General features: G+C 45.9%; 31 protein-coding genes. 12 read left to right on the forward strand and 19 right to left on the reverse strand.

The window, feature by feature from the left end; translation table 11 throughout:
• Positions 1-150: 150 nt before the first annotated feature.
• Entirely contained in the window at positions 151-1710 is a 1560-nt protein-coding gene (locus BMX44_RS04290) for an FAD synthase family protein (RefSeq protein ID WP_090628469.1), read from the reverse strand.
• A 167-nt stretch (positions 1711-1877) separates the two neighbouring features.
• Between BMX44_RS04290 and BMX44_RS04295 the strand changes: the two genes are divergently transcribed.
• Positions 1878-2537, forward strand: a complete 660-nt coding sequence (locus BMX44_RS04295; protein ID WP_090628471.1) for a calcium-binding protein — start codon at positions 1878-1880, stop codon at positions 2535-2537.
• An 89-nt stretch (positions 2538-2626) separates the two neighbouring features.
• Here the strand turns inward: BMX44_RS04295 and BMX44_RS04300 are convergent, their stop codons facing one another.
• The 4 genes from BMX44_RS04300 to BMX44_RS04315 are packed head-to-tail and all read right to left on the reverse strand — an operon-like array spanning position 2627 to position 6006.
• On the reverse strand, positions 2627-3289 hold the full coding sequence (locus tag BMX44_RS04300) for a 5-formyltetrahydrofolate cyclo-ligase (RefSeq protein ID WP_245738824.1): 663 nt from the start codon (positions 3287-3289) through the stop codon (positions 2627-2629).
• A 37-nt stretch (positions 3290-3326) separates the two neighbouring features.
• Positions 3327-4367: an A/G-specific adenine glycosylase gene (mutY, locus tag BMX44_RS04305; RefSeq protein ID WP_090628477.1), complete on the reverse strand. Its 1041-nt coding sequence runs from the start codon at positions 4365-4367 to the stop codon at positions 3327-3329.
• Positions 4368-5711 (reverse strand): AsmA family protein, encoded by a 1344-nt coding sequence (locus tag BMX44_RS04310; RefSeq protein ID WP_090628478.1) that lies wholly within the window; start codon positions 5709-5711, stop codon positions 4368-4370.
• 37 nt (positions 5712-5748) lie between these two features.
• On the reverse strand, positions 5749-6006 hold the full coding sequence (locus BMX44_RS04315; protein WP_245738826.1) for a Rho-binding antiterminator: 258 nt from the start codon (positions 6004-6006) through the stop codon (positions 5749-5751).
• A gap of 134 nt (positions 6007-6140) precedes the next feature.
• Here BMX44_RS04315 and BMX44_RS04320 point away from each other — a divergent pair, with 134 nt between their 5' ends.
• Positions 6141-6839, forward strand: a complete 699-nt coding sequence (locus BMX44_RS04320; RefSeq protein ID WP_090628480.1) for a YiaD family glycine zipper/OmpA-like lipoprotein — start codon at positions 6141-6143, stop codon at positions 6837-6839.
• Between the two features lie 80 nt (positions 6840-6919).
• Here BMX44_RS04320 and trpE read toward each other — a convergent pair whose 3' ends face one another.
• From trpE to rpe, 3 genes are all read right to left on the reverse strand, one after another.
• Complete coding sequence (trpE, locus tag BMX44_RS04325) at positions 6920-8392, reverse strand: anthranilate synthase component I (protein WP_090628483.1); 1473 nt, start codon at positions 8390-8392, stop codon at positions 6920-6922.
• 90 nt (positions 8393-8482) lie between these two features.
• Complete coding sequence (locus BMX44_RS04330; protein ID WP_090628486.1) at positions 8483-9220, reverse strand: phosphoglycolate phosphatase; 738 nt, start codon at positions 9218-9220, stop codon at positions 8483-8485.
• A 54-nt stretch (positions 9221-9274) separates the two neighbouring features.
• On the reverse strand, positions 9275-9952 hold the full coding sequence (gene rpe, locus BMX44_RS04335) for a ribulose-phosphate 3-epimerase (RefSeq protein WP_090628489.1): 678 nt from the start codon (positions 9950-9952) through the stop codon (positions 9275-9277).
• Between the two features lie 138 nt (positions 9953-10090).
• Here rpe and apaG point away from each other — a divergent pair, with 138 nt between their 5' ends.
• Entirely contained in the window at positions 10091-10474 is a 384-nt protein-coding gene (gene apaG / locus BMX44_RS04340; protein ID WP_090628492.1) for a Co2+/Mg2+ efflux protein ApaG, read from the forward strand.
• Positions 10475-10574: 100 nt separating this feature from the next.
• Here apaG and BMX44_RS04345 read toward each other — a convergent pair whose 3' ends face one another.
• The 7 genes from BMX44_RS04345 to efp all read right to left on the reverse strand — a co-directional run bounded on the left by BMX44_RS04345 (position 10575) and on the right by efp (position 14541).
• Positions 10575-10790, reverse strand: coding sequence for a hypothetical protein (locus tag BMX44_RS04345; RefSeq protein WP_090628495.1), 216 nt, complete (start codon positions 10788-10790; stop codon positions 10575-10577).
• A 106-nt stretch (positions 10791-10896) separates the two neighbouring features.
• Positions 10897-11100 (reverse strand): Na/Pi symporter, encoded by a 204-nt coding sequence (locus tag BMX44_RS17190; protein ID WP_245738827.1) that lies wholly within the window; start codon positions 11098-11100, stop codon positions 10897-10899.
• Positions 11100-11312 (reverse strand): hypothetical protein, encoded by a 213-nt coding sequence (locus BMX44_RS17195; RefSeq protein ID WP_245738828.1) that lies wholly within the window; start codon positions 11310-11312, stop codon positions 11100-11102. Before BMX44_RS17195 ends, BMX44_RS17190 begins: the two co-directional genes overlap by 1 nt.
• A gap of 200 nt (positions 11313-11512) precedes the next feature.
• On the reverse strand, positions 11513-11815 hold the full coding sequence (locus tag BMX44_RS04355) for a hypothetical protein (protein WP_143056882.1): 303 nt from the start codon (positions 11813-11815) through the stop codon (positions 11513-11515).
• Positions 11815-12330, reverse strand: coding sequence for a hypothetical protein (locus tag BMX44_RS04360; RefSeq protein WP_090628503.1), 516 nt, complete (start codon positions 12328-12330; stop codon positions 11815-11817). The genes BMX44_RS04355 and BMX44_RS04360 overlap by 1 nt, the downstream gene beginning before the upstream one ends.
• Positions 12331-12647: 317 nt before the next feature.
• Positions 12648-13703: a hypothetical protein gene (locus BMX44_RS04365; RefSeq protein WP_090628506.1), complete on the reverse strand. Its 1056-nt coding sequence runs from the start codon at positions 13701-13703 to the stop codon at positions 12648-12650.
• Between the two features lie 277 nt (positions 13704-13980).
• A complete protein-coding gene (gene efp / locus BMX44_RS04370) occupies positions 13981-14541 on the reverse strand; it encodes an elongation factor P (RefSeq protein ID WP_090628509.1) in 561 nt (186 codons plus the stop codon).
• Between the two features lie 240 nt (positions 14542-14781).
• Here efp and BMX44_RS04375 point away from each other — a divergent pair, with 240 nt between their 5' ends.
• Positions 14782-15492: an SAM-dependent methyltransferase gene (locus tag BMX44_RS04375; RefSeq protein ID WP_090628511.1), complete on the forward strand. Its 711-nt coding sequence runs from the start codon at positions 14782-14784 to the stop codon at positions 15490-15492.
• Positions 15493-15496: 4 nt separating this feature from the next.
• Here the strand turns inward: BMX44_RS04375 and gloA are convergent, their stop codons facing one another.
• Positions 15497-15886, reverse strand: coding sequence for a lactoylglutathione lyase (gene gloA, locus BMX44_RS04380; protein WP_090628513.1), 390 nt, complete (start codon positions 15884-15886; stop codon positions 15497-15499).
• Positions 15886-16074 carry a rubredoxin gene (locus tag BMX44_RS04385; protein WP_090628516.1) on the reverse strand — a complete coding sequence of 63 codons (189 nt, stop codon included), beginning with the start codon at positions 16072-16074 and terminating at the stop codon, positions 15886-15888. The genes gloA and BMX44_RS04385 overlap by 1 nt, the downstream gene beginning before the upstream one ends.
• Before the next feature lie 52 nt (positions 16075-16126).
• On the opposite strand from BMX44_RS04385, the gene thiD reads away from it, so the two are divergent.
• From thiD to hemL, 3 genes are read left to right on the forward strand one after another with little or no spacing between them, the layout of a single operon-like run.
• A complete protein-coding gene (gene thiD / locus BMX44_RS04390) occupies positions 16127-16984 on the forward strand; it encodes a bifunctional hydroxymethylpyrimidine kinase/phosphomethylpyrimidine kinase (RefSeq protein ID WP_090628518.1) in 858 nt (285 codons plus the stop codon).
• Complete coding sequence (gene thiE, locus BMX44_RS04395; protein ID WP_090628521.1) at positions 16971-17594, forward strand: thiamine phosphate synthase; 624 nt, start codon at positions 16971-16973, stop codon at positions 17592-17594. The genes thiD and thiE overlap by 14 nt, the downstream gene beginning before the upstream one ends.
• Before the next feature lie 50 nt (positions 17595-17644).
• Positions 17645-18925: a glutamate-1-semialdehyde 2,1-aminomutase gene (gene hemL / locus BMX44_RS04400; RefSeq protein ID WP_090628524.1), complete on the forward strand. Its 1281-nt coding sequence runs from the start codon at positions 17645-17647 to the stop codon at positions 18923-18925.
• A 218-nt stretch (positions 18926-19143) separates the two neighbouring features.
• Here hemL and BMX44_RS04405 read toward each other — a convergent pair whose 3' ends face one another.
• Positions 19144-19785, reverse strand: coding sequence for a c-type cytochrome (locus BMX44_RS04405; RefSeq protein ID WP_090628528.1), 642 nt, complete (start codon positions 19783-19785; stop codon positions 19144-19146).
• A gap of 150 nt (positions 19786-19935) precedes the next feature.
• Here BMX44_RS04405 and BMX44_RS04410 point away from each other — a divergent pair, with 150 nt between their 5' ends.
• Genes BMX44_RS04410 through rdgB form a run of 4 tightly spaced genes read left to right on the forward strand, consistent with a single transcriptional unit; the run spans position 19936 to position 22731 of the window.
• Positions 19936-20538, forward strand: a complete 603-nt coding sequence (locus tag BMX44_RS04410; protein ID WP_090628531.1) for an SPOR domain-containing protein — start codon at positions 19936-19938, stop codon at positions 20536-20538.
• A 53-nt stretch (positions 20539-20591) separates the two neighbouring features.
• Complete coding sequence (map, locus tag BMX44_RS04415) at positions 20592-21392, forward strand: type I methionyl aminopeptidase (protein ID WP_090628534.1); 801 nt, start codon at positions 20592-20594, stop codon at positions 21390-21392.
• A 15-nt stretch (positions 21393-21407) separates the two neighbouring features.
• Entirely contained in the window at positions 21408-22133 is a 726-nt protein-coding gene (gene rph, locus BMX44_RS04420) for a ribonuclease PH (protein WP_090628536.1), read from the forward strand.
• Between the two features lies 1 nt (position 22134).
• Complete coding sequence (rdgB, locus tag BMX44_RS04425; RefSeq protein ID WP_425433708.1) at positions 22135-22731, forward strand: RdgB/HAM1 family non-canonical purine NTP pyrophosphatase; 597 nt, start codon at positions 22135-22137, stop codon at positions 22729-22731.
• Positions 22732-22825: 94 nt separating this feature from the next.
• On the opposite strand, the gene BMX44_RS04430 is transcribed toward rdgB, so the two are convergent.
• Positions 22826-24535 carry a cation:proton antiporter domain-containing protein gene (locus BMX44_RS04430; RefSeq protein WP_090628539.1) on the reverse strand — a complete coding sequence of 570 codons (1710 nt, stop codon included), beginning with the start codon at positions 24533-24535 and terminating at the stop codon, positions 22826-22828.
• A gap of 159 nt (positions 24536-24694) precedes the next feature.
• On the opposite strand from BMX44_RS04430, the gene BMX44_RS04435 reads away from it, so the two are divergent.
• Positions 24695-26311 carry a bifunctional aminoglycoside phosphotransferase/ATP-binding protein gene (locus BMX44_RS04435; protein ID WP_090628541.1) on the forward strand — a complete coding sequence of 539 codons (1617 nt, stop codon included), beginning with the start codon at positions 24695-24697 and terminating at the stop codon, positions 26309-26311.
• The last annotated feature ends 35 nt before the right edge of the window (positions 26312-26346 follow it).

Raw genomic sequence — 26346 nt, forward strand, 5'->3', positions numbered from 1 at the left:
TTCTACCGAGTTACCACCCGGTTTTGATATGCAACAATTTCCCGTCATCGGAATAAAGATAACTGCTCATTATATTACGTATTGAAGGCCAGACAAAATCAGTATGCAGTATTTAAAGGTGTTTTTACTAAACTGCGCTAATTTATACGGTCATTGCTTATCTTCCACATTTTTTAGAATGCGACGCACAATTTCTGTCGATGAAATACCTGGTGTATAGTCAAGTTCCCTAATCATGGTTTTCGGCAGCATACTGCATTGGCGATATTTATCTGAACGCTCCCGCTCATCGGCGCAGGCAAACGTATACATATCGAAACCATGTTGCTGCATAAATTCGATTGTCGCATTTACGGGGCTTTCTGTGATTACGGTATCTACATGTCTGCAGGCGGCAACAGCAGCCGCCCGCTCCGTCTGCGTCATCACCGGTAATTTACCTTTGTTCTCCAGAACACGTTGATCCGAAACGACGCATACTGTCAAATGTGTACCCAGCGATTTTGCGGCCCGTAAAAAATTAATATGACCTACATGAAACAGATCAGCCACCATACGCGTATAAACTCTTTGCTGCGGCCTGTTCTGAGGCCAATGCGGTAATACCTGCCCGGTTCGCGTTATAATACGTTCGAGCCATTGCCTTGCACGCAGTACCTGTACATCGTCCGGATCTTTGATGGCAATCTGGTATGCATAACTCCATGCCTTGATCAAATCACCCGACAACCAGCTTTTGACCAGACGATGATAGCCATAACAACGTACCAGTGACGTAAATTTCTTTAGATTGAGAGATGAAATCACCGTATCCCAGAACGGATTCGGTGTACGCCAGTCTCCGTAAAACGATGTTAATATTTTCTCCGGCTGCTCGGGATACCAGATTTTTCCTAAAGGTGTAGTACGTTGTGTCAGATCAAAATTCGGAAAAACCGTAACCCTCTGATAATCTTCTGAATAGTTTGGCAACATAAAACCGCCGACAATCTGTTGATTATTACATTTCTCCAGACCGCAAACATCCAGGGTGATGCCGGATTCCTGATGTATAAAGTCGCGATAATTCTGGTACCCGATACGCAGTGGCACTGCTGACCAGCCATGTTTTTCCAGCACTGCACAACATTGTTCAAACAATGGCAACCAAACCGCTATATCGATATCCTTGTCGAAATCGAGCAGCTTGCCTTCTCGCTCCAGCCCCAGCAAAGTTCCGGCATATGGGAATGCAGGAATCCCTTCCCCGGAAAGCATGGCGCAGGTCGACCATAACAACTGCTCGGCATGCCCCGAGGCGAAAATACTTTCACCAGCAACCCGTGGTTTCTTTTTTTTCTTCGGTGCCGGCACTTTCCCTGAACGCGTCAACTCTGACAGTTGATCCAGGGCCTTGCCAAAATATTCCAGCGATCGCTGCAGATCCAGGGTATAGAAATAAGATGTACCTAACAAGTGCGCCCAATGTGCTTTCTCTGCTTCGTTTCCGGCTGCTAGAAAAAGTTGCCTGGCATATACCGGAACTTCCTGCGCACGGTCTGTACGCAATGCCCAAGCACACCACAGCCGTGCCACATCTGCATGCAAAGGCAGTTTCTTTTTCAACACATTTAGCAAGTCACCCGCTTCTTCAAGGCGACCCGCTTCAATGTTTTGTTTTGACTGCAGCAGGGCCTCACTGTCCATTTTATTCAATGTAATTTTTTTCATTACTCTGATTGATATGCTTGAAATATAGTTTTAATTTGATAATATTGAGAATCAATCCTATTATTATTTGTTTTATTATAAAAGATTTACAATTCAGCAGCGATAGATTGATCCGCAATCACATAATTGTAAACAATATTTATTCTATTGGAGGAAAGGAGGCACGTATGGCAGTGGATATTATTAATCGCCCGAATATCGGTTCTTCGGGTTTAATTGAGATTATTGACGGTTTTGAATTCGAAGGTTTCGGCTCCGGCGGATTTGGTGATGATGATTTTCTTTATATTGGTGATGAACTGGATAATTTCATTCAGGCCGGCCCTGGAAACGACGAACTTGAGGGAAACGACGGTAATGATGAATTACTTGGCGGTGACGGCAACGATATAATCGATGGTGATTCCGGCAACGACACTCTGGATGGCCAAGGTGGTACCGACAAACTATTTGGCGGCCTCGGTGATGATATTCTGCTTGCGGGTGGCGCGGGGGATAATCCACAACTGAACCGCGACCAATTACAGGGAGACCCTCGCAATCTGGATGGAAGTGTCATCGGCGGTGAGCCAGGTAATGACATTTTCGGTTTTTATGATCTGGGATTTTATCGCGTCAATGATTTTGTTCCAGGCGAAGATCTGTTATTTTTCGATGCGGAGAAAACCGGAATTGATAATATCGGAACGCTGGTTGGGCTCATCAGTGATATTGATCAAAGGGATGATGGTGTGACCGTTCATTTTGGTTCAGATGCTGCATGGATTGACCTCGTCGGCGTCAATATCAACGATATTACAGCAGATATGGTTATCTTCAGTATGTAATCTCAATACTACAGACACAATATACTATCAGCGCTCCAGGCGCTGTTTGGACGCCTGATAGTACACAGATAATATTCTTTTTTTAATTTTCAGACGACGGCATTGTTCTTCGCACACAACTCGGCCGGAATCTGCTGCAGCAGTTCTCGCCCCGCCTGAAAAATACCCATTTCAGTGATTACATAATGCATTGCAATATCGTGGAGCTGAGGATGAACGTTCTCCAGTCGCTGCATTTCAAATGCGACACCAATGGTCATCGGACACACTGAGAACGTTGCCAGCGTGCGGTCATAGTAGCCGCTACCGTACCCTAATCGATAGCCCTTTTGATCAAATCCGACCATTGGAACAATCAGAACATCCGGCTGGATACACCGCGTTTCATGTGGCACAGGGATATCGTAGGCGCCCAGGCACATAGGTGCATCCGGCCACCACTCCCGAAAATGCATTGGTTTATTTTTCCCCACGACCTCCGGCAGAGCGAGTACCGCGCCCGCCGCCATAAAATCATGCGCTGCAGGACGTGGATCGTATTCACCGCGAAATGGCCAGTACAGGCCTATTTTTTTTTTGCGCAAATTTGGAAATCCTTGTTGCAACAAGCTGGAAATCGCTGTACTCCACCGCTGATTATGTGCCGATGCGATGGCCAAGCGTTCTGCTATGATGCGTTCACGCTCGCGTTTTCGCCAGGCTTTCCAGTCTTTCATGGCATGCGTCTGATAGTTTGAGCTATCAATAAACACGTCATTGATAGCGATTGCGGAAATTGTGAAATGATAATCATGAAATAAAATGCTGCTGAATAAGTTTTTTAACGGGTACCGGAATCGCCAGCATCAACGCATCCTCCGGACTTTTCCAGACAAATGCGGCTGAAACTTCATTATTTGCGATCACATCCTGAAGAGATGGTCGTATCAATAATTTGAAATGAGTAAAGGAATGCCGTAATTGCGGCAACGCTAATGAGCTCGATTTCTTCTTTAGTTTCAGTTTATTCTGATTTGGCTCATCTTCAGGGAAGCACCATAACCCTCCCCAGATCCCGTTGTCAGGTCTTTTTTCCAGCAACAGCTTATTTTCGTGCCGGTAAATCATAAAAACGGTCTCTTTTTCTGGCATCTGGCTCCTGGGTCTTGATACCGGCAATTGCGCAACGCGGTCCTGTATATAGGCGACACATCGTGTTCGTAGTGGACACTGGCTACAGAGCGGTCTGTTGCGAACGCAGACTGTAGCTCCCAGATCCATAAGTGCCTGCGTATAAACCTTCAGTTCTTCAGGACTGCCATGCTGTGGCAGCGATTCTTCAGCCAGCCGCCACATTATTGTCAACGTTTTGGATTGCCCCGAATAACGATCGATACCAAAAAAGCGCGCAAAAATCCGTTTTACATTTCCATCAAGGATCGCATCTCGTTGTCCAAAAGCAAACACAGCGATAGCAGCCGCGGTGGAACGACCAATACCGGGTAGTTGTTGCAATGCTTCACGGGATTGCGGAAATACGCCATGAAAGTCTTGCATAATCATACGCGCGGTTCGATGCAGGTTTCTCGCACGAGAGTAGTATCCTAATCCGCTCCAGCAAGCAAGAACATCATCAATCGAAGCCTGTGCCAGACTTTCAATATCAGGAAATTTGCTAATAAAACGTTGAAAATATGGAATAACGGTACCTACCTGTGTCTGTTGCAGCATAACTTCAGATAACCATACGGCATACGCGTCGTATCTTTGCTGCCAAGGCAGGTCATGACGACCGCTTGTTTTTTGCCATGGTATCAACTGGTCGGCAATATAATGTATTTTTTTACTCATTCAATGCCCGAACGTGATCGAATTTAGCAGGCTTTGCTCATCGGGCGTCATGACAAACCGCAGGCCAGAGAATCGGGCGCCACCAGCCGTTAGCAATCCAATCGTGATTTCACCGTTCAGCTTCAAGTCATTCAGGAACGAAAAATCTGGCAGATCGTTCGAATCGGTATTATTTTGCGGCGATTTAAGCTTATCCATGGCAACCAGCGCATCCAGATCCAGTGCATCAAGTTCAATATCAAATGTTGCCACGGGATTGGTAAAATCCTGTATCGACGAGGTTACGATAAACCTGCTGCCAGCCAGCATGCCTTGCAATTCAGTTTGCACGTGTTCTGCCGACATATCAAGTTTCAGGTTGCCGCCAAATTGACCATGAACCGGATTGCGTATCAGTTCTGGATGGAAATCTGAAAATTCTGATTCGATATCGGTAAATACCCACTGTTTGCCGCTCTTACCAACAGTAAATACCGTACCCAGAAATAGGTGCACAGTCTGCAAGCCATACTGCATTGCCATTTCAGCATCCATGCGGACATTCCCCAGCAGTCCGTTTGTCTGCGCAGATTGATCGGTCTCGAGTATTGATAATTGAACATTCATATAACTGTCAGTTGCAATGTCCCGCAGGAAAAAAACGGCTGACCCGTTACCTACTCCAGCCTCATTGAATTCAAGCTGTTTCACATCCAGCTGCATTGCCAGGGCCCTGTCTAATTTGTTTTCCATAGAAGCGCCATTGTTCTTGAATACAACCTGACCGACCTCAATCAGTGGAACTGTTAAGGCAAGTGTTTCTACAAAGGCCGCGGTGACTTGGCTTGTTGTCAAATTCATATGATTGAATTCAATTTGATGATGTGTAACCTCGTCCCGGAGAACAAAATCGCTTCCCGTCATTTCGGTCCTTACAATTTCGAGAACAAATGGCAAAGGGTTTTCAGACTGCCTTAACAGATCTTCGATATTAAGACGACCATTTCGATCGCGTATCAGTTGAGCCCGCAAACCTTTAATTGCGACATTGTCGACAATGATCCGCTGATTCCACAGTTGCCCGGGCGCCAGTGACAACTGCGCCTCCTCTATGGTAACAAACGGCGTATCCTGCTGAAATTCACTGAGTGTCACATCGTTGACTTGAATGATAACTTGCGAATTATTAAAATCCACTCGTACGTCACCACCAATTGTTAATGTTCGCTGACTGCCAATCCTAGCCCATTGTTCAAATAGCGGCTTGAAATTATTCGGCACAAAAAATATCGACATTATCAGTATGCTTACCACACATGCCAGTACTGCAATAGATACCAACGCAAACAGAAAAAAGCGTTGCATACAATTAAATTAGACGATTTGTTTCAAAACAGCTTCATCAAAACACAACTTCAACAAATTTTGCATTGGGCGTTAATACCTGCATCTTGGATAATGCCATAAGATCAATGTGCTGTTGTTCTCCACTGTCGATCACCAGCATTTCACGTTGATCAGCGGATTGGACAATATCAACCGCTTTGCCTTCCAATAACTGCCCATCCTTTAAAGTCAGCTTAAGCTGGTACCCATACATACATGCCACCTCGACGTAGTCATGCAGTTCACATGCGATCACATTCTTCTCCACAATCATTATTCCTTTCGTAACGTGCCAAGCCTATAATATAAGCGAAAAAAAGTAGCAGCGTAAATGAGAGCTGCGCATAACTTCGATACTATGCGCGGATATTCTGTTAGATTCAAGCAATCCTTTCTGGAGGAAAAATAATGCAACGTTATCTATTGATTACAATTGCGGCAGCCCTGATTCTCGGCGGTTGTGCAGGCATGTCTGATACACAGCGCGGCACAGCCCAGGGATCGCTGGCAGGTGCTGCTGCAGGCGCATTGATTGGCGGACTGGCCGGTGATGGCAAGGGCGCTGCAATTGGTGCCGCAGCCGGCGCGGCCGCAGGTGCCGCTGGCGGATATTTATGGTCGAAACGTATGGAGGAGCAAAAAAGACAAATGCAGGCAGTCACTCAAGGTACCGGCGTTCAAGTATCGCAGACAGCTGACAATCGACTCAAGCTGGATATTCCGAGTGATATCACCTTTGATACCGGGCGGGCGCAAATCAAACCGAATATGAAACCGATACTTGACAGTTTCGCAGCCAGTCTGATGCAGAATTCTACTGCCCAGGTGACAATTATCGGACATACAGACAGTTCCGGATCGGATGCTATTAACAATCCACTATCGGTCAATCGCGCAGCAAGCACCCGGGATTATCTGGTTCAACGTGGCGTGCCTTACCATCGTATCCAAATCGACGGGCGTGGTGAATATGAACCGATCGCATCGAATGATACGCCGGCCGGCAGGGCCATGAACCGTCGCGTTGAAGTATTCGTTTATGAACCGGCGCCACAACAAACGCCACCGCCACCACCGCAGGCAGATCCCTACGATCGTCCCTATTAAATATAATAAATTCCAAAAAAAATGGTCGGTCCGGAATTTCATTTTCCGGACTGACCGGCTGTATATTTTATATTACGCGTTCATTCAAATTTATAATCCAGTCCTTCTTCAGCAATTTCGGCTGCACGCAATATCGCTTTGGCCTTATTCTGAGTTTCAACCCATTCATTTTTCGGTACCGAGTCGGCGACAATTCCAGCACCGGCCTGAACATGTAATTTACCGTCCTTGATCACACCGGTGCGTATTGCGATTGCCAGATCCATATCGCCGTTAAAACCCAGATAACCAACTGCACCGGCATAAACTCCGCGCTTGGAGATTTCAAGTTCGTCAATAATCTCCATTGCGCGAACTTTCGGCGCGCCACTGACAGTTCCGGCCGGGAATGTTGCGCGCAATACATCCATAGCGTTGAGTCCGGGTTTCAGCTTGCCTTCCACATTGGATACAATGTGCATGACATGAGAATAATTTTCAATCTGCATATTCTCGGTAACTTTGACGCTGCCGGTTTGCGCCACTCGTCCAATATCATTACGCCCCAGATCCATTAGCATGACATGCTCGGCGCGCTCCTTGGGATCGGACAGCAGATCAGCTGCCAGTTCCGTATCTTCCTGCGGCGTTTTTCCACGCGGACGTGTGCCTGCAATGGGTCGCACTGTCACAAGATCGTCTTCAAGTCGTACCAGAATTTCTGGCGAAGCCCCAACGACATGAAAATCATCGAAATGATAGTAAAACATATAAGGCGAGGGATTAAGGCTGCGTAAAGCGCGATACAACGCAAGCGGAGATGCCTGGTACGGTTTACTGGTACGTTGCGACAACACAACCTGCATGATGTCACCGTCATATATATACCGTTTTGCCCGTTCCACGGCTGACAGAAAATCACTCTCCTTGAATTCGGAAACCGTTTCACCTTTACTGATAGCACGTTCGGCAGGAATTTCTACCGGTTGCCGCAACAATGTTAACAGCTCTTCAAGACGCTTTTTACCCGTATGATAAGCACTATCGGTACACGGATCGACATAAGTGATCAGATAAAGTTTACCGGCAAGATTATCAAGTACAGCCAGCTCTTCCGACAATAGCAACAGTACATCCGGCGTATCAAGGGTGTCCGGCAGCGCGTGTCCGGCCAGCTTATGCTCAATGTAGCGGACCGTATCATATGCAAAATAACCCGCCAGACCACCGCTGAACCGCGGCAGACCTTCATACGGTGCGGCTTTGAACCGTGCAATATACTGATTTATAAACGCGAGTGTATCGTCGGTCTCCTTCTCCTCGACATGCTCCCCGCTCACCACTCTGATATGATTGCCACGCGCCTCAATACGTGTGCTTGCAGGCAAACCTACAAATGAATAACGACCGAAACGCTCTCCGCCATGCACTGATTCGAGCAAGTAGGAATAAGGCCTGTTTGCCAATTTAAGGTACACGGAAAGCGGAGTGTCCAAATCGGCAAAGGTATCCAGTATCACAGGAATACGGTTATAGCCCTGACGTGCGAGTCGATTAAATTCGCTCTCAGTCATTTAACAGCTCTGTAGGTAAAACATGCATTATTGCAAATAAAATACGGGAAAGTATTGATGCAACTGTCAGACGCAGAATGTGCAAATGTATCATGACTGCGACGGAGTTTTGACAATGAGCTGTGACGCTTCTACCAGTGAAGGCACTATTGCATCACAGTCCAGCTCACGTACATCGCGTCCTTCGTTATACCCGTAGGGAACGCAGAAAACATGGCAGCCCGCTGCGCGGGCGGCGGTTGCATCATTCAGGGAGTCGCCCATCAGAACCGCTTCATGTGGTTGCACATTAAAATACTTACAAATGTGCGTTAATGGCATTGGATCCGGTTTTCTTTTCGGCAGACTGTCGCCAGACAGAATGATTTCAAAATAATCGTGGAATCCGGTCGCACGCAACAATGGCAGCGTGAAACTTTCCGACTTGTTGGTTATACATGCCAGGCGAAATCCTGCCTTGTGCAGCAACTCAACGCCTTCTTTTACACCCGGAAAAGGTTTGGTATGTACATGTACGTTTTCAGCATAATGCTTCTTGTAAATCGGCAACGCAACTTCAAGCAACTGCGGCTCCGGCTCGGCATTCAAATCACCTGTCAATGCACGCTTAACCAGTCTCTGTATACCTTTCCCGATATAGGATTTGATCGTTGCAACCGAGTGCTCTGGCCTGCCCAATTCTCGTAACATCAGATTGGCCGCCAGCGCCAGATCTTCAGCTGTATCGAGCAGGGTACCATCCAGATCAATCATTACGACTTTGACGGGCAATGGAAAATGCAATCTATCAACCGTACTTTTAGCATACGAAAAAAGTTCTTTATTCATATCAATAGCAGAAAATAGCGAATACGTCCGGTTTGTTGATATTCTGCATGCAAGTCATACCTTGCCCAGTTCTGCGCGTAGCTCAGACACAATAGTGTCATAGCGATGCGGATCACTGTCTTTACCCGCATTAAAGATCGCTGAACCTGCCACAAACGTATCGGCACCCGCACGGGCAATTTCTGCAATATTATCGCTTTTAACGCCGCCGTCGATTTCCAGCATGACTGATTTACCGCTTTCATCAATCCGTTTACGCACGGCTTTGAGCTTATTAAGCGCCTCTGGAATGAATTTCTGACCGCCGAATCCCGGATTAACCGACATAATCAGCACCAGATCGAGTTTATCCAGCACATGATCAAGATAATGCAACGGAGTAGCCGGATTGAACACCAGTCCGGCCAGACAACCCTGATCCTTGATCAGGCCGATGGTGCGGTCGATATGTGAAGATGCCTCGGGATGAAACGAAATAATATTGGCACCGGCCTTGGCAAAGTCAGGAACGATCCGATCCACAGGCTCAACCATGAGATGCACATCAATCATTGCATCAGTCAAAGGTCTGATTGCCTCGCAGACCAGTGGACCAATGGTCAGATTCGGTACGTAATGATTATCCATGACATCAAAATGAATTATATCGGCGCCAGAGTCGATCACGTCTGTAATCTCCTGACCGAGTTTGGCAAAGTTTGCTGATAAAATACTGGGTGCTATACGATACATACAACTGCCTCTCAAAAATCAAATACGCTATTTTAACCGCAAATGATCTTATCGCGTTAATGAGAAACAAAATGATTTACGGATTCACCAAAATTTGTACGTGATACAATTAAGAAAATAGTGTGGAATTTTAGCTTTATGTCAGAAGAAAAAAAATATGAAATCAACGTCAGTGTCCGAACCGCATATTTACCGGATCAATCAGACGAAGAATCCGATCAACATGTATTTGCCTATACCATCACCATTGCCAATAAGGGCACGGTTGCCTCACAGTTGATCAGCCGGCACTGGATCATTACTAACGGTGACGGGACTGTACATGAGGTTCGCGGTCTGGGGGTCGTTGGTGAACAACCATTACTCAAACCCGGAGACACGTTTGAATATACCAGCGGCACTGTCATCTCCGCCGCAGTCGGTTCGATGAAGGGCAGTTACCAGATGGCCGCCGAAGATGGCGTTCATTTTGACGTTCCTATTCCCGAATTTATGTTAACAGTGCCGCGCGTTCTGCATTAACAAAATATCCTTATCTTCATTTTACAGCGATCTATCAGGACAATCCGTCAAAATTGAACACTGATTAACATGCAGCCACTATTGTTCCGGTGTATCCATCTTATTTTAGATTGACTGAATTTTCTGCCTCCAGCGTTTTCAGAACCAGACGGGCCACACGCCTGACAAAGGCATGAATGCGTTTCAGGTTCTCAACATGATCCATGGTGAGTCTATAAGTTCCAAGATCTGTCTGTTTCCCCACAGCAAAGTCGCGCCCCAGCCGCAGTAGAAGCGCCTCGGCATTCCGATTCAGTTTTTTCTTGGTTTTCAGCACATGATGCGCATTTCCTGCATCACCTCAATAAATGGCTGATAGGTGCGCAACGGCAATGCTGCGTTGCTCATAAGCACCATGTCAAAAAACAGCAACCCAAGCCCCATCAGCATGGTTCCGTAATATCGCGTTTTCCTTCGTTTGGCAGTGTCTCTATTAGAAAACCGGCAGCAATCATGGCGAGCGCGTATTTGGTAATCTTGAAGTCAATGATTTGCGCGGTTATCGTTGTGCCGATATTTGCGCCAAGAATAAAGCCGATGGATTGACTGAAGGTCATCACGCCGGCACTGACAAAACTGACCACCATTACAGTGGTAACCGAAAAAGACCGAATGACAGCAGTGACAAGAGCGCCGCAGTGACCGCGCTTAAACGTTTCGGGGTGAAGCGGGCCAGAACGTTTTTCATACCGCCACCGCCCCAGTTTTTAATGCTTCGGTCATCTTGCGCATGCCGCACAAAAAAAGTGCGAGTCCACCGACAAGACCGGTAATCATGCACCATACGCAAGCGGTTCATTAACGGAAAATCAGATTATTTACAAATTTGACTCCGAGAAACCATTTCTAAAGATTTGAACTTTGACCGGACAGCCAGTTTTTTGATTGATGTTGGCCCAATATAAAACCAGGCACATAGAACGTATGTATAGATGTCAACAGTACATAATGCGCGGTATTGAAACAGTTAATCAGTGACGTTACCAATCGCTGCTGACCTCAATGATCAGCGATAATTTCGTTTTCGTATTGCCTTGCTCGATTAAGCTCCCGCTCAAGTTCTTTTTTGCGCTCGTCGCTGAATTCAGTCGACAGTTCGTTTTCAACACGTCTTACCCAGGAATCGATAATTTGTTGACGCTTTTGAACCAGATCTTTAACTGGACGATCTACTCTATGTGCGTCATCTATTTCTGACTCGATTTCATAAATCTGTGTTTCCTCGGGATACTCCTCCTCCAATCGTAAAAAAGGTACGAAAACAAGAGAACTTACCGGCCGATACATATTACTCTGACTCATCATGAGTTCATATCTCCTTTCGTAAACTGGACAGCCGACCTTGAACCGTCTTGCTTTAAACACGCATCGACCCCTGGTAATTGAAGAATATGTGTTGTCTTATAGGCAGTACCCACGGCCACCAATCTAAATTCAATTTTTACAGCTCCGTGGAACACAGGACAAGAGATCAGTTCTTGCTCTTTCAATGTCGTTCCAGGCTCCAACCAGGAATGCGCCAGAAGTACCTTCCGTGTAGTCAGATGCTTACGTTTGCCGTTGCTTTGTATAATACCTAATCTTATATAAGCTTTTTCAATGTCTACTTTTGATTCACCAACGTTCTTCACATCAAATGTACAAAGCAGGCTATTGTCGGACATGCTGTGAATGAGATCGGCTTTTACGCCAAGAGTCAGACGTGGCTCGAAAGTTCGCGATTTGCGAAATCGATAATATCCCCAGGCACCACCAGCAATCGTTGCTATCGTTGCTACCGCCCCCGATACAATCGCTACAAACTTCTCCAATTCCATATGAACCTCCTAGATTCATTACGGCATTATAGTGAAATCACGTCCAGGACTCTCAATCAAATTCTTTTCACATACTGCGCGGCCATTTACAATCACACAGGGATTTTCAAGAAAATTGTCCGATCTGTTGGCAAGCCATCGAATCTGGTTGATGTATCTGATCATACATTCTGAGGAGAAAAATACAAACTGTGGTATTGGTATTATCAGGTTAGCTTAATCCACTCATTGCATATCGCCACTTTAAACTGATATCGCTTGCTGTGACGCCCCTCCAGGTGGTTATTTTAATCCTTGCAAGAAAAAGTCCCCTGCCCTTAGTCCATCAACACTCCCTGCACATGGATATTTACCGTATGAGAACCTCCTGCCTGGCACAACACGTGTGCTTTTTGTCGATCAAATCGCCAACCCGCAGCACTTCTCCCAAACGGCGCAATTCTGTATTCCACGTTTCCAGGCAATTTCTGAAAGATATAGCGCCTGCGATTGTCCAGTTCTGCCACAGATTTCGGTTTCGACTCTCCCGGCACAAAAACGCCAACATGAGTAACTGCAAAACCATGGTCTTGCAACTTACCTGTTAACTGACCCGATATAGCACATGTGTTTGTTGACTCGGGGATTCCAACAGGGCTCACATTGAAGGCTCGCGACTCACTCCAGTCTCCCCACTTACCATTTACATAGGCCCTTACTTTCCATGTCCACCCTTTCAAAGATGTTATTCCGTAATGAGTTGATCTTGCAAGATACATTGGAGCTTCAAGTATATTAATATCTACTAACGGATTCATGGTTTCTGGACCAACAACATACAAATGGTACTTAGTTGCACCGGGGCATTCCGACCATGAAAATCTCCAGGCCGTCTCAACCCTCCCATCTGAAAGTCTCTGCTGGTTCAATGTGCCATTGTCATCAGGTGTGATCAGTGTTACTTTACATAAGTTACCTTCTGACCATTTTTTAATGTATGGAAAGTCCTTACACAAAATAGCTTCTTTTTGTGTAGACATACAGACTCTAATAGTTTCGCTGGTGAAGTTTCTGCCATGTGCTCGCTTAGTAATGCGAAGAGTCTCACTGTTCACACCACGCTTAAGTGGCACCTCAACATAATCAACTGTACGCGGATCAAAAACACCGTCCCTTTCAACCGGTATGGCATGGATGTAAACATTGCTTATACCAGATTTACCGTTATAGGCATAATCCACAGTAAATTTAAGTTCTCGATTCGACACGCTCTCAATTTTGAGATTTTTAATGGCGTTTTCTTCAGATAATTTCCCTTTGACATTGTCAGCGTGGATGACAAAGAACAATACTGGAATAATCAGTATGTGACATTTCGCAATTAAACGCTTCAATCAATGCTCCTCCAAAATAATTTGTAGCAATGTACATAAACTCCTGAAGGCATGTGATTGACAGTTTAGGCAACAGTCCCTGATGGACTCCGTCACAGACTTCCACCGGAACTCCGTTTACTGTTATAGGCGTATGGGAGATTTAATTCACGACAAATTATTGAAAATACAGAACTGGTCTCGATTCAATAACAAGATCATTTCTATACTAATTGAACTGTATTGGCGAACGGGTGGCAGCCAATCAATTCGTTTTTGTCATGATCCACGATTCCACTCACGCTCGTTCGATATACTCGCCTGTGTCCGTATTAACTTTAATTTTATCGCCAATATTGACAAACTGAGGCACAGAGACCTTAAGACCGGTTTCCAAAACGGCTGGTTTGCCTCCGCTGGCCGCAGTCTGTCCCTTCATCATGACCTCGGTTTCAGTCACTTCTAATATTACACTCGTTGGCAGTTCGAGCCCAATCGGATTTTCATTATGAAAATTGATCAAAACGTCTGTATTGGGTAGCAAATACGGCGCCTGCTCTGCAAGTTCATCTGTCGGCAAGGTCAGCTGTTCATATGATTCATTATCCATAAAAACATAAGAATCGCCCTCAGCATAAAGAAACTGCATCTGACGCGGCTCAACATGTGCCTTTTCTACCTTGTCCTCTGAACGAAACCGTTCATTGAGTTTGGTACCGTCAACAACAGCTTTCATTTCCAGTTGAACGAAGGCTCCGCCTTTACCCGGTTTGACATGATTCTTTTTATTAACCCTCCAGAGTTTATTCTGGTATTCGATCAGATTGCCGACACGAACCTCAAAAGCAGAAATTTTCATAGCAAAATATAATAATCTTAAAAAGTCAGAAAAATAAGTGGCGTATTATAACGCCGCATAGCAACCATACATTTAAAATTAACGCCAGCCGATACAAGATTGGGATAATGTACTGATATCAAAAGCGCAGAATCTGATGCAGTTTCTGCACTTTACTTTCTCTGCAGGTCTTTCTACACTCCGTCCTAAAACAATACATCGGTTTGTCCGGCAAATCGGTCAACATTCAAACTAACTGATATGACAGGAAAACTGTATCTGATTCCAACACCTTTAAGCGACTGCAATCTGGACTGGATAATACCTGCCGCGGTAAAACAATCCATTCAACAACTTCGATATTTTATCGTCGAGCAGCCAAAAACAGCTCGACGATTTTTGAAGCAGATTGAATGCAAATACCCGCTGCAGGACATTCACATGGGAGTTCTCAACGTACACACCCGCACAAATGAACTCGAGACCCTGATGCAGCCTTTACTGGCTGGTCATGACATGGGTTTGTTATCTGAAGCCGGCTGTCCGGCTATCGCCGATCCGGGTAGCAACCTGGTTCGTCTCGCGCACCACAAACAAATCAAAATCATCCCTCTCACCGGTCCTTCATCAATACTGCTGGCATTAATGGCGTCAGGGCTCAATGGACAGCGGTTCTGTTTTCACGGTTATCTGCCAATTGATAGAAATGCACGCATACAGGCAATCACTGTGTTGGAAAAACAATCCGGCAAACAGGATCAAACACAGATTTTTATTGAAACTCCGTACCGGAATCAAAATCTCTTTGATTTGCTCGTAAAGACCTGCCGTGATGATACAGATTTGTGCCTCGCAATGCAGTTGACTTCCGTGGAAGAGCGTGTCATTACTCGATCAATCAAACAGTGGAAGCTGAAGCAACCGGATTTCCAAAAAATACCCGCCATTTTTTTATTGCATGCCAACCGGTGAGCTACTACTGGTTTTTTTTCTGAATGAATTCGATTTTATAACCGTCTGGATCTTCTACAAACGCAATCACAGTAGTGCCATGCTTCATCGGCCCTGCCTCCCGCGTTACTTTACCACCCCGCTTTCGGGTTTCTTCACAGGCAGCGTAGGCATCGTCGACCTCTATCGCTATATGACCGAAACCTTCACCAAGCTCATACCGATCAGTATCCCAGTTATGCGTCAATTCCAAAACAGTTCCATCGGCTTCATCCTGGTAACCGACAAATGCCAATGTGAATCGACCATCCGGATAATCCTTGCGCCGCAGCAAGCGCATACCCAACACTTGGGTATAAAATTCCAGTGATTTCTCAAGGTCACCGACTCGCAGCATCGTATGCAGAATTCGCATTACATTTTCACCATTTCAAAATCTTCCTTACGTGCACCGCATTCAGGACATGTCCAATTGATTGGAACATCTTCCCAGCGTGTACCCGGAGGTATGCCTTCTTCCGGCGCTCCCTTTTCTTCATCATAAATATAGCCGCAGATTAGACACATGTACCGATTATAGTTTTGATTTTCCTCAGTAGACATAATAGATCGTCATTCTCATTTGGGTTAAAATGGTATTTTACGGTATTAATGCATGTCACAGCCACCCCCAAATGTACTTTCGTTTGCTTCCAGCGACTCAAGCTGCGGTGCTGGCAGCCAGGCAGACATAATGACTATTGCGAGCATGGGATGCCATCCGCTTTCAGTTATCACAGCGCTAACTGTTCAGGACACCTCGGGTGTTCATGATCTGCTCCCACTTGAACCGGACTGGGTAGAGCGTCAAACCAGAACCATTCTGAATGACATACCTGTGCACGCATTCAAACTCGGCCTGCTTGGAAGCGACGCGATCATAAACGTCATTGCTGAAATTTTGTTGGATTATCCCGACATACCTGTCGTCATGGATCCAGTGCTGGCTTCCGGTCGTGGTGACGAATTAACCACTGAAATCATGATTAAATCAATTCGCAAATTACTGTTACCACGGGTCACGCTACTGACACCCAATAGCCTGGAAGCAAGGCGACTGGCTTTTGCAGACGAAGTCGACACTGCTTCATCACACAGTCACTCACTTGATGCGTGCGCTTCCAGGCTTCTTGATACAGGATGTGACTTTGTCCTGATTACTGGCACACATGAACACACTGCCCAGGTTACCAATTCGCTATACACACGCGGCAGGCTCATACGCACTGATAACTGGAAACGGTTACCTCACAGCTACCATGGCTCTGGATGTACGCTCGCATCTGCTATTGCCGCGTCTATTGCTTCCGGGCAAACGATAATCGACAGTGTTATTGCAGCGCAATCGTATACATGGGGGGCATTAAGCGCTGGTTTCCAACCTGGACTTGGACAATACATTCCCGATCGCCATTTCCGGAATAGCATTAAAGAACAAACTACCTGTACTCAGCAAAACATTGAAGAACAATAAAATATCCGGACTGTACGGAATAACACCCGACTTGGCAGACACCGACATTCTGCTCGAAAAAACCCGTCAAATACTTGAGGGCGGTGCCAGACTAATACAATTCCGGAACAAATCTGCCGACAAAACACTGTGCTTGCATCAGGCAGAGACGCTTCTGCAGCTTTGTCGAAAATATGATGTTCCCCTACTAATCAACGATAATGTGGAGCTCGCGTTACAGGTTGATGCCGATGGCGTTCATCTTGGCACGAAGGATATGGACATTGCCTTGGCTCGAAAGCAGCTGGGGTTGGATAAAATCATCGGCGCTTCCTGTTATAACCGCATAGAACTTGCTGTACAAGCAGTTGCTAAAAGCGCCGATTATGTCGCTTTTGGCGCATTTTTTCCCACGTCCACCAAACATGATACAGTTGATGCATCAATTGATATTGTGCGGCACGCCAAAAGTGTTCTCGATATACCGGTGATCTGTATTGGCGGCATTAACTCGCACAATGCGCGGTCTTTAATCGCAAACGGTGCTGATGCACTAGCTGTATGCCAGGCGATATATCAGACGGGGGACGGACGAGAATCAGCTGCTACGATTTCAAAGTTGTTTAGCTGATTTCATTCAGTTTAATTTTTTTATTTTTTATTTTTCTTGAGAGCAATTCAATGACTTCACGAAATCAACAATTATTTGAACTATCACAAAAAATTATTCCCGGCGGTGTCAATTCACCAGTACGCGCGTTCAAATCTGTTGGCGGCAATCCCGTTTTCTTTCAACGGGGACAAGGAGCGCACGTATGGGATGTCGACGGCAAGTCTTACATTGATTATGTCGGATCCTGGGGACCATTGATTTTAGGTCATGCACATCCGGATGTCGTCAAAGCCGTCCAGAAGACATCAGAAAATGGCCTCACCTTTGGAGCACCAACCGAGGCGGAACTGGAAATTGCTGAATTGATCTGTAAACTGGTCCCATCTATCGAGCAGGTAAGGCTGGTCAGTTCAGGCACTGAAGCAGGTATGAGTGCCATCCGCCTGGCACGTGGCTTTACCGGTCGCAACAAAATCATTAAATTTGAGGGTTGCTATCATGGGCACGATGATTCTCTGCTGGTTAAAGCCGGTTCTGGCGCATTAACGTTCGGCAATCCAAGTTCAGCGGGTGTACCGCAGGAAATCGCAGGCCACACAATTGTACTGGATTTTAACGATGTCGCCGGTGTAGAAGAAACGTTTAAACAAATCGGTAAAGAGATCGCGGCGGTTATTGTTGAGCCGGTTGCTGGCAATATGAATCTGATCACGCCCAAACCTGGATTCCTTGAAACCCTTCGTACATTATGTACTCAACATGGCAGCGTGTTGATTTTTGATGAAGTCATGACGGGATTTCGTGTCGGTCTTGAGTGTGCACAGGGTGTCTATCAAATTCAACCCGATCTAACAACACTTGGCAAAGTGATTGGTGGCGGCATGCCAATGGCGGCTTTTGGTGGTCGTCAGGATATCATGCAATGTCTGGCACCTGTCGGTGCTGTGTATCAGGCGGGTACATTATCAGGCAATCCTGTTGCCGTCGCAGCTGGATTGACAACGCTGAAACTGATTCAGAAACCAGGATTTTATGACAATCTTTCTGATACAACGCGCCAGTTAACAGACGGTTTGACCACCTGCGCGCAAAAACACGGAATTGATTTTTGCGCGCAATCAATCGGCGGCATGTTTGGGCTTTATTTCAGCAAAAATATTCCGGCCAGCTTTGCTGAAGTGATGGCCTGTGATAAAAACGCCTTTAACCGGTTTTTTCATGCAATGCTGGATAAAGGGATATATTTTGCACCTTCAGCTTTTGAAGCCGGTTTTGTCTCTACCACGCATGGCAGCAAGGAAATTAACGAAACATTAAGCGCTGCAGAGAATATTTTTGCAGCCTGGTAAAACTGGCAGAACACAAAAAAAGCGGCAGGCGCCTGCTATCAACCTTTTGATGATACTGATACGCCTGACGCTTTATTGGCTTGAAATAATTAAAATCACGACAAACTACAACTGCACAACATCTATATCCTGTACCACACACTTTTTGCCGCTTTCACCACCAGGGCTGCAAAACCGTCAGCCGACTGACGCGCAACCAGGGAATATAACAAACAGGATTACTGCACATCCATACTTTGGATATACTCGGCAACTGCACGTTTTTCCGCCCCACTCATTCGTGTGAGCACCTTTTGCATAACACCGTTATCGTTTCCACGCTCGGCCTTGTTAAACAGATCCAGCTGTGTGTATGTATATTCGGCATGTTGGGCTGCTAACGCGGGGTAATGCGGTGGAATTCCCGTACCGGTTGGTCCGTGGCAGCTTGCACAGGCAGGCACGCCATTTTCTATATTACCGCCGTGATACATAATTTTTCCCATTTCGAGGAGATCTTCATCACTGCTGATGTTTCCGGCCGGCTCTGGTGTCTGGGCAGCATAATAGGCAGCAACATCTTCCATATCCTGCTGTGAAAGTGGCGCAACCATAGATGCCATCACAGGGCTGTTTCGATTGGGTTTTTCACCTTCTTCGGCTTTAAAATCCATTAACTGTTTAGTAATATACTCGGCGTGCTGACCAGCCAGACTGGGGTTGATCGGTATAATGCTATTACCATCTGGATTATGGCATCCTGCACAGACACCCGCCGCGATCTCCTGGCCTCTGGCAACATCACCTGCAGCAAAAGCCGGTGACGATAATGCGATAACCAGAGTGCTTGCCACGACAAAGCTATTTTTCAAAATTTTCATAATTTCATGTATTCCGTATTTTTATGCCATTAAAATTCTGTTATTTTTAAGGATAACTCTTAATTCCTGGAATAACATGTTATTTTATCAAGGCATAGCATTGTTCACAACAAGATTCATTGAAAGTGTCCGCCTCTATTGAGTCACTGAATGAAAATAATTTTTTTCCTGCTTCTGGCTGCAAATATTCTGCTGTTAGCATTGCAAGTCTCCCAACCGGTAATGCAGACAAGGGATAATAATTCCGATACTCATGTTGTAAATTCAGAAAAAATCATTTTATTGCCAGCTGAGGTAAGCTGCATTGTGTGGGGAAATTTTTCGCTTACAGAAATAGAATCCGCTGAGACAGCCCTGCAGGCGCTAGATCTGAACACACCCTACCGAGTAACCTCAGCCGCACCACTGACACAGTATCGAGTTCACACTGTTCCGTTTGAAGATCAGCAGGCTGCTGATAGAGAAATTAACAAATTTCGAAATTCTGGTATCAGCAGCTTTCGCATACTGGAACAGGGCACCTGGTTTAATTCGATTTCCTTTGGTGAGTTTGCTGACGAGTTATCGGCACAAAAGCTGCAAAAAAAACTCAACCTTCAGGAAATAACGGGCACAATTATCAGTAAGTATCTAATCAAACAAAAAAAAATTTCAATTTTTGAAGCAGATACCAGCAAGAATATTGCATTACAGTCGTTGATTGAGCAATTTCCGGACAGCAAGCTGACACAGACCACCTGTGAACGCTTATAATATTTCACAAATCAAATTAAACTCGTTTTGCTTGAAATATCATTGAATCACTTATGCAAGTAACCATAAAAACACCACAAGAAATCGAAAAAATGCGTGTTGCAGGCAAGCTGGCCTCCGAGGTTCTGGACTACATCTCACCATTCGTAAAACCCGGCATAACAACTGAAGAACTGGATTCGTTATGTCACCATTATATGGTTGACGTGCAAAAGACCATACCTGCACCTTTAAATTATGCCCCAAAGGGCCATAAACCCTACCCCAAATCCATCTGCACCTCGGTCAACAATCAGATTTGCCACGGCATTCCAGGCCAGAAAAAGCTCAAAAACGGTGATATCGTCAACATTGATGTCACCGTCATCAGCCAGGGTTATCATGGCGATACCAGCCGTATGTTTTATGTTGGGGAACCGTCCATTCAGGCCAGACGGCTTTGTGAAGTAACCTTGGAAGCCATGTGGCGCGGAATAGACATGGTCAAACCAGGCAGCCATCTTGGAGATATAGGCCATGCTATTCAAAAACTCGCCGAAGGGGTTGGTTATAGCGTCGTTAGAGAGTTTTGTGGTCATGGTATCGGCAAAAAATTTCACGAAGATCCGCAGGTACTGCACTACGGAAAAGCAGGAACAGGACTTGAACTCAAACCGGGCATGACGTTTACCATAGAGCCGATGATTAACACAGGAAAGGCTGCAATCCGTTACTTGCCCGATGGTTGGACAGTGACCACTAAAGATGGCAGTTTGTCTGCTCAATGGGAACATACCGTACTGGTAACCGAGGATGGACATGAAGTTCTGACTGTCTCTAAGGGCGCGACGCTCAAACCTACCTACCGTTTTTGATTATCAACCATTCACATGATAACCCGCAGCCATAACCGCACCAACGCACAGATTCGCCCTGTTAAAATTAACCGGAACTATATCAAACACGCCGACGGCTCCGTGCTGATTGAATACGGGCATACAAAAGTCATCTGCAACGCCAGTGTCAGTGAAAAGGTGCCTCCTTTTCTCAAGGACAAAAATCAGGGGTGGCTGACAGCAGAATATGGCATGCTTCCTTGCTCGACTCATGAGCGCATTCAACGTGAAGCCGCGCGCGGAAAACAATCTGGGCGCACTATGGAAATTCAGCGACTGATCGGTCGCTCATTGCGCGCAATCATTGATCTGAATATGCTTGGAGAACGAACCATCCAGATCGACTGCGACGTAATTCAGGCTGACGGCGGCACACGGACAGCCAGTATTACCGGTGCATTCGTCGCTTTGCACGATGCTGTAGAACGTCTGTTGTACCAGCAGCTTATCGAAACATCTCCGATTCTGGATCATGTTGCGGCAGTTTCAGTGGGTATTTACCAGGGTGCGGCAGTACTCGATCTGGATTATCAGGAAGACTCAGCGTGTGATACTGACATGAATGTGATCATGACAGGAAGCTCCGGCATTGTGGAAATACAGGGCACAGCTGAAGGAACAGCTTTCACGCGTAACGAACTCGATCAAATGCTTGATCTGGCAGAAACCGGCATTCAGGAACTGATATCAATACAGAAATCCGCTTTAGGGGCACACTGATTTGATAAATGATATAAAAAAACTGGTGATAGCCAGCGGCAACCCGGGTAAATTGCGCGAATTCAGCGCACTGCTTGATCCATTCGGTTTAGAGCTGTTGCCGCAATCAGCATTTGAAATTGCAGAAATTGATGAGCCGCATCCCACGTTTATTGAAAATGCACTCATCAAAGCCAGGCACGCCAGCCGCCATACCGGTTTACCTGCGTTGGCCGACGATTCCGGCATCTGTGTTAACGCCTTAAATGGCGCACCTGGCGTTCTGTCGGCACGTTTCGCTGGTGAACCGAAATCGGATCAGCGAAACAACCAGAAGCTGGTCGACACACTCAGTCAGACACCTGACCGCAGCGCTTATTATTATTGTGTTATCGTGCTGTTGCGACACGCTGACGACCCACAACCCATCATTTCAGAAGGATTGTGGCACGGCAACATTATCTTGACTCCACGCGGCGATGGCGGATTTGGCTATGATCCTTACTTTTACATCCCGGAGTTGAAGAAAACGGCAGCTGAACTGCGCTCAGATGTCAAAAACACAATCAGCCACCGGGGCAAGGCACTTACCCGTCTGATAGAAAACCTACAGCGATAAATTTTATCCGCTCTATCACAGCTTCACTGTTGTATCGTGTAATAACACGTATTCACAGCAAACGCACTTATCAGACAGTTCCGAAAAAACCGGCTTATTTTTCCGTAATTTCACGGTCAAAGCGTTTCAACACATGCTGTGTCATATTTTTCGCAAGCTCCTCTTTGCCATAAAAGACTGTACCGAGATTATCACTGCGCAACAGTTCTGATTCATCTTCATTATTGGTTCGTATTACGACCTCGATGTCCGGATTTAGCGTACGCGCAGTTTTCACCATTTGACGCACATTGATCGGATCAGGCACTGCAACAACAAGCATCGAAGCTTCTGCTATGTGCGCCTGGATCAGCACTGATGGTTCCGATGCATCACCGGAAACGGCCGCCAGCTCCTGATTGCGTAAATCCTGTACACGTTCACGTATTTGATCGACCACAATATATGGTATATCCCGCTGACTCAAAACACGGGCAATACGCTTGCCAACTTGCCCATAACCGACAATAACAACTTGTTTTTCAAGATATTTGCGCTCAGTACTCATAGGCAGTTCGGCATACGGATCGTCGCGAGTAGCCAGGCGGCGTGCGAATTCTGAATAACGAGTAATCAACCCGCTGACAGGCGTAATGACCGCGAAAGCGATCGGATTAAAGGCAATCGAAATCAAGGCACCGGCAAGCACCAGACTCATTCCTTCAGCAGGTAACAGGTTAAGAGACAAGCCAAGACCAGCCAGAATAAATGAAAATTCACCAATCTGCCCCAGGCTAGCCGCAACCACCAGCGCCGTATTCAACGGATAACGGAATACCAGCACCAAAGACAATGCGGCAATGGATTTTCCAACAATTATAATGGCCGCAACACCCAGCACATGCAAAGGTTCTTTTATCAGCACGAACGGATCGAACAACATTCCGACCGAAACAAAAAAGAGCACAGCAAATGCATCTCGTAATGGAAGCGACTCTTCAGCAGCACGTTGACTGAATTTTGATTCACGCATCACCATTCCGGCAAAAAACGCGCCCAAAGCAAACGATACGCCGAATAATTCCGCTGCACCATAGGCAATACTGATGGCAAAAGCAACAACAGCCAGTGTAAACAATTCACGTGATCCTGTTTCGGCAACATGCCACAACAACCAGGGCAGCAGTCGGCGACCGACAATCAACATCAGTGCGATAAAAACAGATACCTGCAACAGTGTATAGGCCACAGTCTGCCATAATGACACTGTGGTATCGGCAGAAGATTCTCCAGAATCCCCCAGCAAATGCGCAAATGAAGGTAACAACACCAGTATTAAAACCGTAACCAGATCCTCGACAATCAGCCAGCCAACTGCAATACGGCCGTTCATGGTTTCCAGCAAACCGCGCGCCTCAAGGGCCTTGAGCAATACAACCGTACTGGCACATGACAGCGATAAACCAAGCACCAGGCCTGCTGGCATATCCCAGCCCCACGATGCGGCCAGCATCATGCCAAGCACGGTTGCGACTGTCATTTGAACAATTGCCCCAGGCACTGCTATGCGTTTAACTGCAAGTAAATCACCTAGGGAAAAATGCAGACCGACACCAAACATCAATAACATTACACCGATTTCAGCCAACTCAGACGCAATCTGCGTGTCTGCAACAAAGCCGGGCGTATAAGGACCAATGGCAATTCCGGCCAGCAAATAACCAACAAGTGCGGGAACTCTCAACTTCTCTGCAATAAAACCAAGCATCAAAGCAAGGCCAAAGCCGGCCGCAATTGTTGTTATCAGAATCAGGCTGTGTTCCATAAAATTTCCTTTTTGTTATTTGAGAACGTCAATGGTAAAGTTTACATTAGAGAGCTGCGAATCAGCTGTGACGATTTGTCATCCGCTCGATAGACTAATAAACGCGTTGTTTCTTACCGACCCAATTATAATGGATCGTTTCCAGCGTGTGAGCCGCTTATGCATACAAACAGCAACCCTTCCAACACACTTATTCATTCAATGATGCGGGCTGAAATATACGATCATCCCGTAGAATCCATTAAACTCATTGAAACGCATATTTCCTGGGTTATCTTGACTGGCACTTATGCCTATAAGATAAAAAAACCCTACAACCTTGGGTTTCTCGATTTTTCCTCCTTGTCGCAACGCAGGCAGTTTTGCCTTGAAGAACTGCGCCTGAATAAGCGGCTTGCCGCCTCCGTTTATCTCGACATTGTTGCCATATCGGGCAGCGTTACGCACCCAGTTTTACAGGGGCCTGGAGAAACCATTGAATATGCAGTTAAGATGGCTCAGTTTCCTCAAGAAGCTCAACTCGATGTCATGCTCGCTGATGGTAAACTTGGTAATAAGCATATTGATGCATTCGCGCACCTGCTGGCGGAATTCCACCAAAATACCGAAACGGCCAGTGCAGATACCTGTTTTGGCAACCCTGAACATGTTTATCAGCCTGTTGCACGGACATTTGAAAAAATCCGCTTATGCACCCAAGTACAGCAACACAGTAGACACCTGGCAGAATTGGAAAATTGGGCCGAGTCCTTTTTTTCGACTCATAAACACCTGTTTGAAAATAGAAAACATGACGGTTTTATTCGGGAATGCCACGGCGATCTGCATTTACGCAACCTGCTTTGGTTAAATGGCAAACCACTCGCTTTCGATTGTCTTGAATTTGATCCTAATTTACGCTGGATAGACACACTCTCCGATATTGCATTTCTAGTCATGGATTTGCAGGACAGACAACATCCGCAACTGGCTTATCACTTCCTGAATACCTATATGGAGTGTTGCGGTGACTACTCCGGTCTACAGGTATTTCGCTTCTATCTGGTCTACCGCGCAGTCATCCGCGCGATGGTGAATGCAATCAGTGCTGAAGAAACAGACACCGCACTTGAGAAAAGACACAAAGCTGTAAAAGATTGCCATGCCTATCTGACGCTTGCACAGTCATACACCAGCCCCAACAATCCGGTTCTGATCATTGTACACGGCCTATCTGCTTCAGGGAAAAGCACGCTATCAGAAATAGTGCTCGAGCATATCGGCGCAATTCGCATACGCTCAGATGTAGAGCGAAAACGAATGTTTGGTCTTCTCGATACTACAGGCACGATAAACAGCGATTCGAATACCGGTCTCACACATAACCGAACTGAGAAATTTACACATATTTATTCGCAAAAAGCCAGCGACGAGACTTATACTCAACTTTACAAGTTGGCCGATGATGCACTCGCATCCGGCTTTTCTGTGATTGTCGATGCAGCTTTTCTCAAATACAATAAACGGCGTAGCTTTTTGAAACTGGCTCAAAACCGAAATATACCTTTCGTCATGCTATCGTTGATTGCATCTCCCGATACGCTACGCCAACGCATACAAGCAAGACCAAAAGGTGTCTCAGATGCCGATATTTTTGTTCTTGAGCAGCAACTGCGCACAGCTGAACCCGTACACGAAGATGAACTACCATTTCAAATAATCGTCGATACGGAAAAAAATTTGAATTTATACAAACTGACTTCAGCGATCATTGAAAAGAGCCGCCAACAACAATAAATTTACATATTTTAAAACGGTTATCTTATCCTCAC

It is taken from the genome of Nitrosomonas marina (assembly GCF_900110145.1).
GTDB lineage: Bacteria > Pseudomonadota > Gammaproteobacteria > Burkholderiales > Nitrosomonadaceae > Nitrosomonas > Nitrosomonas marina.

Coding starts and splice junctions, on each gene's coding strand:
- rpe (WP_090628489.1), bottom strand. CDS start 9,952: ATGTATCGTATAGCACCCAGTATTTTATCAGCAAACTTTGCCAAACTC.
- BMX44_RS04430 (WP_090628539.1), bottom strand. CDS start 24,535: ATGGAACACAGCCTGATTCTGATAACAACAATTGCGGCCGGCTTTGGC.
- BMX44_RS04375 (WP_090628511.1), top strand. CDS start 14,782: ATGACAGGAAAACTGTATCTGATTCCAACACCTTTAAGCGACTGCAAT.
- BMX44_RS04330 (WP_090628486.1), bottom strand. CDS start 9,220: ATGAATAAAGAACTTTTTTCGTATGCTAAAAGTACGGTTGATAGATTG.
- BMX44_RS04310 (WP_090628478.1), bottom strand. CDS start 5,711: ATGCAACGCTTTTTTCTGTTTGCGTTGGTATCTATTGCAGTACTGGCA.
- BMX44_RS04435 (WP_090628541.1), top strand. CDS start 24,695: ATGCATACAAACAGCAACCCTTCCAACACACTTATTCATTCAATGATG.
- BMX44_RS04290 (WP_090628469.1), bottom strand. CDS start 1,710: ATGAAAAAAATTACATTGAATAAAATGGACAGTGAGGCCCTGCTGCAG.
- BMX44_RS04360 (WP_090628503.1), bottom strand. CDS start 12,330: ATGGAATTGGAGAAGTTTGTAGCGATTGTATCGGGGGCGGTAGCAACG.
- mutY (WP_090628477.1), bottom strand. CDS start 4,367: ATGAGTAAAAAAATACATTATATTGCCGACCAGTTGATACCATGGCAA.
- trpE (WP_090628483.1), bottom strand. CDS start 8,392: ATGACTGAGAGCGAATTTAATCGACTCGCACGTCAGGGCTATAACCGT.
- map (WP_090628534.1), top strand. CDS start 20,592: ATGCAAGTAACCATAAAAACACCACAAGAAATCGAAAAAATGCGTGTT.
- rph (WP_090628536.1), top strand. CDS start 21,408: ATGATAACCCGCAGCCATAACCGCACCAACGCACAGATTCGCCCTGTT.
- BMX44_RS04295 (WP_090628471.1), top strand. CDS start 1,878: ATGGCAGTGGATATTATTAATCGCCCGAATATCGGTTCTTCGGGTTTA.
- BMX44_RS04385 (WP_090628516.1), bottom strand. CDS start 16,074: ATGTCTACTGAGGAAAATCAAAACTATAATCGGTACATGTGTCTAATC.
- efp (WP_090628509.1), bottom strand. CDS start 14,541: ATGAAAATTTCTGCTTTTGAGGTTCGTGTCGGCAATCTGATCGAATAC.
- gloA (WP_090628513.1), bottom strand. CDS start 15,886: ATGCGAATTCTGCATACGATGCTGCGAGTCGGTGACCTTGAGAAATCA.
- BMX44_RS17195 (WP_245738828.1), bottom strand. CDS start 11,312: ATGAACCGCTTGCGTATGGTGCATGATTACCGGTCTTGTCGGTGGACT.
- BMX44_RS04405 (WP_090628528.1), bottom strand. CDS start 19,785: ATGAAAATTTTGAAAAATAGCTTTGTCGTGGCAAGCACTCTGGTTATC.
- BMX44_RS04315 (WP_245738826.1), bottom strand. CDS start 6,006: ATGATTGTGGAGAAGAATGTGATCGCATGTGAACTGCATGACTACGTC.
- BMX44_RS04355 (WP_143056882.1), bottom strand. CDS start 11,815: ATGAGTCAGAGTAATATGTATCGGCCGGTAAGTTCTCTTGTTTTCGTA.
- thiD (WP_090628518.1), top strand. CDS start 16,127: ATGTCACAGCCACCCCCAAATGTACTTTCGTTTGCTTCCAGCGACTCA.
- apaG (WP_090628492.1), top strand. CDS start 10,091: ATGTCAGAAGAAAAAAAATATGAAATCAACGTCAGTGTCCGAACCGCA.
- BMX44_RS04320 (WP_090628480.1), top strand. CDS start 6,141: ATGCAACGTTATCTATTGATTACAATTGCGGCAGCCCTGATTCTCGGC.
- BMX44_RS17190 (WP_245738827.1), bottom strand. CDS start 11,100: ATGGTGGTCAGTTTTGTCAGTGCCGGCGTGATGACCTTCAGTCAATCC.
- BMX44_RS04410 (WP_090628531.1), top strand. CDS start 19,936: ATGAAAATAATTTTTTTCCTGCTTCTGGCTGCAAATATTCTGCTGTTA.
- hemL (WP_090628524.1), top strand. CDS start 17,645: ATGACTTCACGAAATCAACAATTATTTGAACTATCACAAAAAATTATT.